This is a genomic window from Mariniphaga sp. (genome assembly GCF_041687215.1).
GTDB lineage: Bacteria > Bacteroidota > Bacteroidia > Bacteroidales > Prolixibacteraceae > Mariniphaga.
Window position 1 is genome coordinate 41,788 of record NZ_JAWLCI010000029.1, and the last position, 12,017, is coordinate 53,804.

Genomic DNA, 12,017 nt, shown 5'->3' on the forward strand with positions numbered 1-12,017 from the left:
ATGAAGAATAAAATAACTGTTATCCTGATATTATTTTCCGCTTTGTTCAACTCGTGCGAAGATATTGTAGATGTGAAACTGAGCGAAGAGGAATTTGAATTTTACGCGGTTGAAGCCAAAATAACCACCGAAAGCAATCCTTTTGTTTACCTCTACAAAAGTCAGAAAGTGAGTAACGATAACGAATACATCGGGATCAGCGGGGCAAAGGTGACGGTTTCAGACGATGCCCAACCGCCAAAATCAGTCGAACTAATTGAAAGCGCTGAAAAACGGGGATGGTACACCACTCCCGATGGGCAGGATTTTAAAGGAGAAACGGAAAAGGAATATACAGTTACCATAAACGTGGACGGCATTGAACTTACCGCCCGTGATTTTCTGTCGGCTGTTGAACCCATTGATTCTATTCAGGTGCGTCCATCGTTGCGAGGCGATAACCGGTTTCTGGGTATTTTTACCTACGGAAACGAACCCCCCGGAATGGGCAACTATTACAAATGGGATATTTACATAAACGACATCCTTTTGAGCCAATCGGATTTCCTCGTTTTTGCCAGCGACGAACTGGTGGACGGCAATTATATTTACAGTTTCGAAATTTTTACCGATTTTCACCAGCCTTCCAATCCGGAAGACCGGAAACTGAATTTGGGCGATACGGTACTGGTAAAACAAACTTCGATTTCGGCATTTGCCTACGATTTTTATTTTCAGCTATTCAACCAGGCGCAAACCGGCAATTTGTTCAGTGTTCCTCCCGCCAACATTCAGGGTAATTTTACTGCCTCCGACGGAAAACCGGTTTTGGGCCTGTTCACCGCACACGATGTTTCAAACTCGAATGTTGTTGTGATTGACCAGGCTATAGAAAACAACTTACGAAAATAAAGATGCCCGGTTTCCTTTACCCCAAATTCTCCGTTCCCACCTGGTTTTGTTTGTTTATTTGTCCTTTTTCGAAACCTGAAATATTTTGTAGGGTGGTTTCGGCAATTTGTTCCAGCGCTTCGCGGGTAAGAAATGCCTGGTGGGCGGTAATCAGCACATTGGGCAGTGCAATGAGCCGTGAAATGGTATCGTCGTCAATAATCATTTCCGAGAGGTCTTTAAAAAACAGTTTTTCTTCTTCGGCATACACATCAATGCCCAGCGAGCCCAGCTTTTTTTCCCGCAATGCGTCAATAACCGCTTCGGTGTCGATGAGTTTTCCGCGGCTGGTGTTAATCAGCATAGCGCCCTGTTTTACATGTTTCAGCGTTTGGCCATTTATCATCCGGTGGGTTTCCGGGGTGAGCGGACAGTGCAACGAAATAATATCCGATTCAGTCAGCAATTCTTCCAGCGAAACATATTCCACGCCTTCCTTTTTCAGTTGTTCGTTTGGATAAGGATCATAAGCCTTAATTTTCGTTTTGAACCCTTTAAGCAACTGAATAAATGCGCGGCCGATTGCGCCGGTACCAATCACCCCGATGGTTTTGCCGCTGACGTTAAAACCGGTGAGCCGTTCCAGCGAAAAATTACCCTCGCGTACGCGGTTGTAAGCCTTGTGGGTTTTACGGTTGAGGGTAAGAATAAGCGCCAGTGCATGTTCGGCCACAGCTTCGGGCGAATAGGCCGGCACGCGCAAAACGGTGATGCCGTGTTTTTCAGCAGCTTCCAAATCCACATTGTTGAATCCGGCACAACGCAGCGTGAGCAGCTTAATATTTCTTTTGCTGAGTCCTTTCAAGGTTTTGGCGTCCACCTTATCGTTCACAAAAGCGCAAACCGCGTCAAATTCTTTGGTCAGTTTCACGGTGTGGCTGTCGAGCCGGGTTTCGAAAAACTGCAATTCGTGTCCGTACTTTTTATTGATTTGATTGAAATATTCTTCGTCGTAAGACTTTGAACTAAAAAATGCTACTTTCATTGTTTCGTTAATTTATCTCCCAGTACAACATGCTCCCTCTCATTTCCAGGTAGTCGAAATCAAATTTCCTGTAAATGAAATTGATGGGAAACAACTGGTAAAATCTTACACTTTCGCCATTGAGCATGGCAGGCTGCCACTCACCTCTCAGGGTATGAAATGCAGTTAGCGCCAGATTGTTCAAATCAAGTCCCAACCCACGTTCAATCCGAATGCCGTCGATTTCTCCGTTTTCCATTACTACAAAACCCACCACTAGCCGGCCTTCCATTTGCGAGAGATCAACCTCCGATTCTTTGAACGTTTTCAAAACATGTTGGTGTAATGCCTGTGTTCCCCGCAAAAACCGCGGCTCGCGTTCCACCGAATAAAAAATATTGTCGATGTAATTATCTCCGTTTTCCTTCCAGTTTTGGTTCGAAATAAGCTCATTGTTTTCGTAAACCGAAATTGATTTTACATTTCCGTTGGGATAATACTCGGTAAGTTTGCCGTGGAAAATGAGTGGAATTTTTGATTGGGTTAAACCCGTACGTTTTATCTGATCATTTTGCAGGTCCGTAAATATCTGGGTTCCGTCGGATTGCGGTTCAAACCGGCGTTCAATTTGTTCCGAAAATTCCTGTCCTTTAATCCGGATATGAAACAGCTCAGTACTTTTTCTTCTGACCCGCTCGGTGAATAAAAAAGTCCATGAACCATCATCTGCAAGCTTTTCCGTATTGATTCTCACCCGGTTTTTTCCACGGTATTTAATTTCTTTTTTTAAAACCGGATTTTCCCCGGAGTTCATTTTACCATTCGGTCCGAAAAATAAAACCGTATCGTTTTGCCCCGAAAGAAAAAGCGGCAGAAAAAAAAATAAGATGTGTGCCAAATATTTCATGCGGTTAATTTAAGAAAAAACGCTCAGAAATTCAGTTTTAACTGCTCGTTTAATAACCTGAACGACAAACGGTGGTATTTGGTCACACCATATTTCATAATGGCTTCGCGGTGTTTTAATGTCGGATAACCTTTGTTACGGGCCCAATCGTACCGGGGAAATTCCAGGTGGATTTTTTCCATATACTCATCGCGCCAGGTTTTGGCCAGCACCGAAGCCGCTGCAATGGAGTAAAACCGTCCGTCGCCTTTTATCATGCAGGTGAAGGGAATTTTGGTTTGCGGCCTGAACCGGTTTCCATCGATGAGCAAGTGTTCCGGGTTTTTTTTCAGTTTTTGCACCGCCCGGTTCATGGCCAGAAATGAGGCATTCAGAATATTCACCTTGTCGATTTCCTCGTTGGAAACCATTTCCACGGCCCATGCCAGCGCCCCGTTTTCAATCAGTGGCCGAAGTTCTTTCCGTTGTTTTTCCGAAAGTTTTTTGGAGTCATTCAATACTCCGTAATCAAAATCCGGAGGTAGAATAACCGCAGCCGCCACTACCGGGCCGGCCAGGCATCCGCGGCCCGCTTCGTCGCATCCGGCTTCCAAAATTCCTTCTTTAAAAAAAGGTAAAAGATGAAGTTTCATTCTTCTGAAATGATTCTGATTGTTTTACTCCATTAAATCAGCATCGTAATCGGTTTCGTTTACCCAGCCCGCCGGTATTTTTTCCCCGGCCATGTAACGGTTGTAATAATTCTGAACGGCACCCTGGTAAGGATAATTATCGAAAATATCGCCGTTGCCCAGAATGCGTGGATCGCCCTGAGCAGTAAGTTGCTCAGCCATTTCAGTTTCCATTTCAGTTTTCAGTTCTGCATAAGCTTCAGCATCGGCCAGATTATTCATACAAAACGGGTCTTCCACCACATTGTACATTTCTTCCGCCACCCGTTTCCCGAAGTTGAGTTGCCAGTATTCCATGATGCCTTTTTTACGCCGGGTGTCCAGAATGTAAGTTTTGGTGGGACTGCCATCGCAATTAAGATACCCGGTTTCCGGATTTCCTTTGGGCCAGCGTTCGGGTTTAAAATTACGCAGGTAAAGGTAATCGCCTTTAAAAATTCCCCGCACAGGATAGCCCTGGTCGTCCGGGCGCCCCACATCGTGGCGCTCTTTTCCCACCAAAATATGGTCGCGGTCAGTAACCACGTTCCCATCCTTTTCGGCAAAGAAAATATCGGTTAAACTTTTCCCGGTAACGGGCTGCATTCCTGCAACTTCAGCAGTGAGTCCGGCCAGTTCGAGGTAGGTGGGAGTGAAATCGATAAAATTCACAAAATCATGCACTATTCGCCCCGGATTTTTAATTCCGTCGGGCCACATCACAGCCAGTGGCAGGTGGTTGGAATATTCATATACCTGCCCTTTTGTGCGCGGGAAAGGCATGCCGTTGTCAGCAGTTACAATTACCAGCGTGTTTTCCAGTTCGCCCAGTTCTTCCAGTTTTTGCAACATGCGCTGCAGATGGAGGTCGAAATATTCAATTTCGAAAGCATAATCGAGCATGTCGGTGCGGACGGTATCCACATCGGGCCAGAAAGTTGGCACCTCGTCAACTTCATCGAGGTTTTTCCCGCCGTATTTTATTCCGGCTTCGTATTCATAAGCCCGGTGCGGTTCGGTGCTTCCGTACCAAAAACAGAAAGGCTGTCCTTCGGGTCGTTTTTCCAGAAATGCTTCAAAATTTCTGGCGTAGTCGTTATTCGAAATAAACTTTGCCGGCGGTTCGGTTTTAAACTCATCAAATTTAGGCCCGGTGAGTTCGCGCCTTTTCCCGTTAATTTCACCCGGATCGCCCGGAGCCCATCCTTTGGCCGTGCTGCCCACCCAGTAACCATGCTCTGCAAGTGCCTCGGCATAGGTTTTAAATTTTGCTGGGAAAAGCGGGGAGTGGTTGGCAGCTTCTTCCAGTTGCCAACTGTTGCGGCCGGTTAAAATGCACGAACGCGAAGGAGCGCACTTGGCATTGGGTGTGTAAGCGCGGGTAAACAGAATCCCTTCGCTGGCCACGCGGTCGAATGCGGGCGTTTTTACCCAGTCGCAGCCATAAGCGCCAAAATGTTTCCACGAGGCGTCGTCGGCAATGGCAAATAAAATATTGGGTCGCTGGGGTTGTTCAGTTTGAGACTGGCAACCTGCCAGAAGAATTAAAATGAAAAGGAAAAAAATAGGAGAAGTGTGAAACTTTTGCATGGTTTATCTTTTTTTAGATTTACTTTTTCAAACTTATTTTCAGGTGTAAAAATTACCCGTAAATTAGCAGCATCATTCATAAAAAACAAAATTAACTTAAAATGAAACGAGCATGGTATAATTTTACCACAAAAATAGAACATCACAAAGCGAGTTCCATCGAATACCGTTTAAATATTAAATTATAATGAGATGAAAAATACAGTCCTGTTTTTTATAATTATTGCCTTATTTTCCTGTACTCCGCAACCCAAACAACCCGAAAAAATAAATGCAGAAACCTTTGCAGGGATAATTGACGGCAAAGCGGTGAAAATGTTTACTTTAGAGAATGCAAATGGTGTGGTTACCCAAATCACTAATTTTGGCGGACGCGTAGTAAATCTGTGGGTTCCTGATAAAAATGGAAATTTTGCCGACATTGTAACCGGTTACGAAACATTGGAAGGATATTTGAATTCCAATGAAATCTATTACGGTGCACTGATTGGCCGCTACGGAAACCGCATAGCCAAAGGGCAGTTTATACTGAATGATACCTTATATTCGCTGGTACAGAACAACGATGAAAACCACCTGCACGGAGGTACCAAAGGATTTAACGACGTGGTTTGGAATGCCTCTCAACCAGATGAAAAAACCCTTGTTTTAACTTACACTTCGCCCCACATGGAAGAAGGTTATCCGGGAAACCTGGATGTGAAAGTGCAGTATCAATTAACGGATGAAAACGAATTGAAAATTGAATATTGGGCAACCACCGATCGGCCCACTCCGGTAAATTTGACGCACCATTCTTTTTTTAATCTGAAAGGCGACGGAAGCGGAACCATTAATGACCATATTCTGCAAATCAATGCCGATTTTTACACTCCGGTTGATGAGGGTTTGATTCCCACCGGCGAAATTGCTGCGGTGGAAGGTACCCCTATGGATTTCCGCACGCCAATTGCAATTGGTGACCGGGTGGACGATAATTTTGAACAATTGAAATACGGTTTGGGCTACGACCACAATTGGGTTCTTTTTCCTGCTGAAAATGAACTGACATTTGCTGCACGGGTTGTGGAACCCGTTTCGGGCCGAACGCTGGAAGTTTACACCAACGAACCCGGTTTACAGTTTTACGGCGGCAATTTCCTCGATGGAAGTGACACCGGAAAGGCGGGAAAAGTTTACACTCACCGTTCGTCATTCTGCCTGGAAACACAGCACTTTCCCGACAGTCCCAACCAGCCCGATTTCCCATCAACTATTCTGGAACCCGGCCAAGAGTATTATTCGGTTTGCGTGTATAAGTTTGGCGTGGAAGAATAGTTTTTGAATCTGGTTTTACCAACCCATTTCAAACACCCACCTTAAAAAATTCCTATATTTGCATATTTTTTTAACGAAAGCAGCAGAGTTAGGAGTTTTATGACGAATAAATTTCAGGAATACAAGCAGTTAGACCTTTCTCAGATTAATAAAGAGGTTCTAAAACGCTGGGAAGAAGACGATACGTTTCATAAAAGTATTTCCACCCGCGAAGGGAAACCCACATTTGTTTTTTACGAAGGTCCACCATCGGCCAACGGGATGCCGGGAATTCACCATGTGATGGCCCGAGCTATCAAAGATATTTTCTGTCGCTACAAAACCATGAAAGGTTTCCGCGTACACCGCAAGGCTGGCTGGGACACCCATGGTTTGCCGGTGGAATTGAGCGTGGAAAAGTCGCTGAATATTACCAAAGAAGACATTGGAAAGAAAATTTCGGTTGAAGAATACAATGCTGCCTGCCGCAGAGAGGTGATGAAATATACCCGTGAATGGGAAGAACTCACCCGCATTATGGGCTACTGGGTAAACATGGACGACCCATACATTACTTTCGACAGCCGGTATATTGAAACCGTATGGTGGCTGCTGAAACAAATATACAACAAAGGATTGCTTTACAAAGGGTACACTATTCAGCCCTATTCGCCTGCCGCCGGAACCGGATTGAGTTCGCACGAACTGAACCAGCCGGGCTGCTACCGCGACGTGAAAGACACCACCATTGTGGCCCAGTTTAAAGCCATCCGCAACGAACGTTCGGAATTTCTTTTTGATAACGTGGACACCGATTTGTATTTCCTGGCCTGGACCACCACACCATGGACACTGCCGTCGAACACGGCGCTGGCAGTTGGTGCGCAGATTCGATACGTGAAAATAAAAACATTCAATCCATATACCGGAACTCCTGCAACTCTTATTCTCGCCAAAGACCTGCTACATGTTTATTTTAATGCTGAAAGTGAAAATGCTCTATTTGAAGAATACATTCAGGGAGATAAAAATATTCCGTATAAAATTCTGACTGAATATTCGGGCGAAGAACTGGCCGGAGTTCAGTACGAACAACTGATTGAGTGGGTAAAGCCCAAAGGGAAAGCGTTTGAAGTAATTACCGGAGATTTTGTGACCATTGAAGATGGTACCGGAATTGTGCACATTGCCCCAACATTTGGCGCCGATGATGACCGTGTAGCCAAACTAAACGGAATTTCGCCGCTTATTGTGGAAGATGTCGACGGAAAAACCCAGGCACTGGTCGATAAAAAAGGACGGTTTTTCCTGATTTCGGAATTGGCCGATTCGTTTGTGAAAGAATTCGTAAATACTGAAAAATATCACGATTTTTCCGGTCGTTATGTGAAAAACGACTACAGCGAAAAACTAACCGAAGACGATCCCACGGTGGATGTGGACATTTCGGTGATGTTGAAACTCCAGAACAAAGCATTCAAAATTGAGAAATTAACGCACAACTATCCGCACTGCTGGCGGACCGACAAACCGGTGCTTTATTATCCGCTCGATTCATGGTTCATAAAAACCACGGCGGTAAAAGAGCGCATGGTGGAACTGAACAACACCATCAACTGGAAACCGCAGTCAACCGGTACCGGGCGGTTTGGCAACTGGCTCGAAAATCTGGTGGACTGGAACCTGAGCCGTTCGCGGTTCTGGGGAACCCCGCTGCCCATCTGGCGTACCGAAGATGGTTCCGAAGAAATCTGTATCGGCTCAGCCAAAGAATTGATGGCTGAAATTGAAAAAGCCAGGGAGGCCGGTTTTATGACTGAAAATCCTTATGAAAATTTTAAACCGGGAGAAAATTCGAAAGAAAACTATGAACATATTGACCTGCACAAACCATACATTGACAATGTGGTGCTGGTTTCGCCTTCGGGCAAAAAAATGTTTCGCGAACCCGATTTAATTGACGTTTGGTTCGACTCGGGCGCCATGCCTTACGCGCAACATCATTTCCCGTTTGAAACAAAAGCCCCCTCTAACTCCCCCAAAGGGGGAGAATTTGGAACTCCGAAGTGGCAGACTGCGAGAGATTCAAGTTATGGTCTTTTGAAAGAACTGGCAAAAAAACAAAAAGAAAATCCAACGGATGCTGAAGTTTTTTTGTGGAAGAATTTAAAAGGAAAACAATTAGAAGGCTACCAATTCAGACGTCAGCATATAATTGATCAGTTTATTGTTGATTTTGTTTGTCTGGAAAAACATTTAGTTCTTGAGGTGGACGGTGGTTATCATACATTACCTGAAATTGAAATTTCCGATAATGAGAGAACCAAAATTCTGAATCAACTGGGTTTTGAAGTACTTCGTTTTAAAAATGAAAAAATTATCAATGATATTGAAGAAGTACTTCACAAAATAACCACTGCCCTGAACACCCTCCCCTTAGGGGAGGGCTGGGGTGGGGCTCGGCTTTTTCCTGCCGATTTTATTGCTGAAGGTGTTGATCAAACCCGCGGTTGGTTTTTTACGCTACATGCCATTGCAACTATGGTCAGCGATTCGGTTTCGTTTAAAAACATCATTTCCAACGGCCTGGTTCTCGACAAGAGCGGCAACAAAATGTCGAAACGATTGGGCAATGCAGTCGATCCGTTTGATACCATAGAGAAGTACGGCTCTGACCCGCTTCGCTGGTACATGATTACGAACGCTCAACCCTGGGATAACCTGAAATTCGATGTGGAAGGCGTGGAAGAAATGAAACGAAAATTTTTCGGGACGCTTTACAATACGTATAATTTCTTCGCATTATATGCCAATGTGGATAATTTCCGGTTTGCAGAGGAAGAAATTCCGGTGAATCAACGCCCGGAACTCGACCGCTGGATTTTATCGCTGCTGAACTCATTGGTGAAAGAAGTGGGCGAAAGTTACGAAACTTACGAGCCCACCCGTGCAGGTCGTTCCATTTCTGAATTTGTTACTGAAAACCTGAGCAACTGGTTTGTTCGCCTCAGCCGCAAAAGATACTGGGGCGGGGAATATTCTACCGATAAAATTTCGGCTTACCAGACATTATACAACTGCCTGGCAACAGTAGCCAAGCTGATGGCGCCCATTGCACCATTTTACGCGGATTTATTGTACTTCGATTTGAATAAAGTTACTGGAAAGGAACCCGATCAGAGTGTTCATCTAGCTGACTTCCCGGATTATGATGTTAAAATGATTGATAAAGATTTGGAGGAAAAAATGGGTATTGCCCAAAAGGCTTCTTCCATGATTCTGGCCCTTCGTCGAAAAGAAAAACTGAAAGTGCGTCAGCCACTCGCTAAAATTATGGTGCCGGTGCTCAATCCGCATTTTCGAGAACAGTTCGAAGCAGTAAAAGACATCATTCTTGCCGAAGTTAATGTAAAAGAGGTGGAATTTTTGACCGATACCGAAGGCATCATTAAAAAGAAAATAAAACCCAATTTTAAAACGCTGGGGCCCAAATACGGGAAGTTGATGAAACAAATTGCGGGCGCAATCGTACAGTTCGATCAGCATAAAATTGCTGAATTGGAAAATGCAGGTGCGATTGAGATAGTAGCCGGCGGAGAGAACATTACCATCTCGAAAGATGATGTTGAGATTCTTACAGAAGACATTCCCGGCTGGACAGTAGCTACCGAGGGACAAATGACTGTTGCTCTCGATATTGATGTTACGGAACAATTAAAGCAGGAAGGTTATGCGCGCGAATTCATCAATAAAATTCAGAACCTGCGGAAAGAAAGTGGATTTGAGGTTACTGATCGTATTAAGCTGAGTATTCAAAAGCACGATGCAATAAATGAAGCTGTATTTAATTTTAAAGACTATATTTGCGCCCAAACTTTGGCAGTTGATCTTCAGTTGGTTGAAGAGTTAAAACTTGAAAATGCCAAAGAGGTGGAGATAGATAAAGATATTTCTGTAAAAATTATTGTTGAAAAACAGGCTTAGGATATGTTATTCGGCCTAAAAAGCGTAATAAAAATTTACTATTTTGGGCCAAACTAGAATTAGAAGAAAATAAATTTAAACCCTTTTGTTATGGGAGAAAAAACCAGATATTCGGATGAAGAGTTGAAGGAATTTAAACAAATCATACTTAAGAAGCTTGAAAAAGCTCAGGAAGATTATGACATGTACAAAAGTTCCATTACTCATGGTGATGGTAACGATACACAGGATACCTCACCCACGTTTAAAGTATTAGAAGAAGGTGCTGCCACGCTGTCGAAAGAGGAGGCTGGAAAGTTGGCGCAAAGACAGTTGAAATTCATTCAGCATTTGCAGGCTGCCCTGGTACGGATTGAGAACAAAACCTACGGCATTTGCCGCGAAACCGGAAAACTAATTTCCAAGGAACGGTTGCGCGCAGTTCCACATGCAACTTTGTGTATCGACGCAAAGAGAAGCCTGGGATAATTGTTCTAATAAACATTTACAGGTTCCCGGAGTTTTCTTATCAGGAAAATATCCGGGAGTTTTTTTATGACATGTTATGAAGAATCGTACAAGCAGATTACTTATAATAATTTTTTTGGTGCTGATTATTGATCAGGTGCTGAAGGTGTGGATTAAAACCAACCTTTCGCTGGGTGAGGAAATAGTAATTATAAAAGATTTTTTTATTCTCCATTTTGTGGAAAACAACGGAATGGCTTTCGGTTTTGAATTTGCCGGCGAATACGGGAAAATGTTTTTAAGTATTTTCAGAATAATTGCTGTAATTGCAATTGGCTGGTACCTATTCAGGCTAACCAGGCATAAAGAAATTCCATTTGGATTTTTGGTTTGCATTGCACTCATTTTTTCAGGCGCCATCGGCAATATAATCGACAGCCTGTTTTACGGAATGATTTTTAATCACAGTTACGGGCAGGTGGCTGACTTTTTACCCGAGGGTGGCGGTTATGAAACTTTTCTGCATGGGCGGGTGGTCGATATGTTCTATTTCCCAATTATTCAAACCACTCTGCCTGAATGGCTTCCATTTTGGGGTGGAAACGATTTTATTTTCTTCCGTCCGGTTTTTAACATTGCCGATTCATCAATAACTGTTGGCATTTTTTCCATTTTGCTTTTTTACAGAAAACAGTTTAATACACTCGATAAAACAGAACAAGATTCAGAAGAGGAATCTTTGGTATCGGAAGAAACACCCGAAGATCAGTTTCCCAAACCGGAATAAGTCACTTGCAGGCAGCAATTATTTCACTGTTTTCCTCCATTTTATTTTAACTTTGCAACACCTGGTACAATTTTCAACCGCTATGAAGAACCAACTGGTTATTTACAATACATTAACGCGAAAAAAGGAACTGTTTAAACCGCTGGTTGAAGGCAAAGTAGGTTTGTATGTTTGCGGGCCTACGGTTTACAGCGACTCGCATTTGGGGCACGCCCGGCCTAATGTTACATTCGATTTACTTTTCCGGTATCTAACCTTTTTGGGTTACAAAGTGCGTTATGTACGTAATATTACTGATGTTGGCCACTTGGAAAACGAAGCTGATGAATCGGGTGAAGACAAAATTTCAAAAAAGGCCCGGGTAGAACAGCTCGAGCCTATGGAAGTGGTGCAAAAATACATGAACACCTTCCACCGGAATATGCAGCAATTGAATGTTTTACCTCCAAATATAGAACCACG

General features: G+C 43.7%; 10 protein-coding genes. 6 read left to right on the forward strand and 4 right to left on the reverse strand.

What is annotated here, in order from left to right; all coding sequences use genetic code 11:
- Positions 1–891 carry a DUF4249 family protein gene (locus ACESMA_RS11640; RefSeq protein ID WP_372948992.1) on the forward strand — a complete coding sequence of 297 codons (891 nt, stop codon included), beginning with the start codon at positions 1–3 and terminating at the stop codon, positions 889–891.
- 16 nt (positions 892–907) lie between these two features.
- Here the strand turns inward: ACESMA_RS11640 and ACESMA_RS11645 are convergent, their stop codons facing one another.
- Genes ACESMA_RS11645 through ACESMA_RS11660 form a run of 4 tightly spaced genes read right to left on the reverse strand, consistent with a single transcriptional unit; the run spans position 908 to position 5,041 of the window.
- The gene (locus tag ACESMA_RS11645; RefSeq protein WP_372948993.1) at positions 908–1,915 is read right to left on the reverse strand and encodes a 2-hydroxyacid dehydrogenase; all 1,008 of its coding nucleotides are present in this window, start codon (positions 1,913–1,915) and stop codon (positions 908–910) included.
- A 7-nt stretch (positions 1,916–1,922) separates the two neighbouring features.
- A complete protein-coding gene (locus tag ACESMA_RS11650; RefSeq protein ID WP_372948994.1) occupies positions 1,923–2,801 on the reverse strand; it encodes an energy transducer TonB in 879 nt (292 codons plus the stop codon).
- Positions 2,802–2,824: 23 nt separating this feature from the next.
- Complete coding sequence (locus ACESMA_RS11655; protein ID WP_372948995.1) at positions 2,825–3,433, reverse strand: ribonuclease HII; 609 nt, start codon at positions 3,431–3,433, stop codon at positions 2,825–2,827.
- Between the two features lie 24 nt (positions 3,434–3,457).
- Entirely contained in the window at positions 3,458–5,041 is a 1,584-nt protein-coding gene (locus ACESMA_RS11660; protein WP_372948996.1) for a sulfatase, read from the reverse strand.
- 192 nt (positions 5,042–5,233) lie between these two features.
- On the opposite strand from ACESMA_RS11660, the gene ACESMA_RS11665 reads away from it, so the two are divergent.
- The 5 genes from ACESMA_RS11665 to ACESMA_RS11685 all read left to right on the forward strand — a co-directional run.
- Positions 5,234–6,358, forward strand: coding sequence for an aldose epimerase family protein (locus ACESMA_RS11665; protein ID WP_372948997.1), 1,125 nt, complete (start codon positions 5,234–5,236; stop codon positions 6,356–6,358).
- A 99-nt stretch (positions 6,359–6,457) separates the two neighbouring features.
- A complete protein-coding gene (ileS, locus tag ACESMA_RS11670; protein WP_372948998.1) occupies positions 6,458–10,321 on the forward strand; it encodes an isoleucine--tRNA ligase in 3,864 nt (1,287 codons plus the stop codon).
- Positions 10,322–10,411: 90 nt separating this feature from the next.
- Positions 10,412–10,789, forward strand: a complete 378-nt coding sequence (locus ACESMA_RS11675) for a TraR/DksA family transcriptional regulator (protein ID WP_372948999.1) — start codon at positions 10,412–10,414, stop codon at positions 10,787–10,789.
- Positions 10,790–10,865: 76 nt separating this feature from the next.
- A complete protein-coding gene (locus tag ACESMA_RS11680) occupies positions 10,866–11,555 on the forward strand; it encodes a lipoprotein signal peptidase (protein WP_372949000.1) in 690 nt (229 codons plus the stop codon).
- Between the two features lie 82 nt (positions 11,556–11,637).
- The coding region (locus ACESMA_RS11685) for a class I tRNA ligase family protein (protein WP_372949001.1) at positions 11,638–12,017 on the forward strand (380 nt) is incomplete at its 3' end.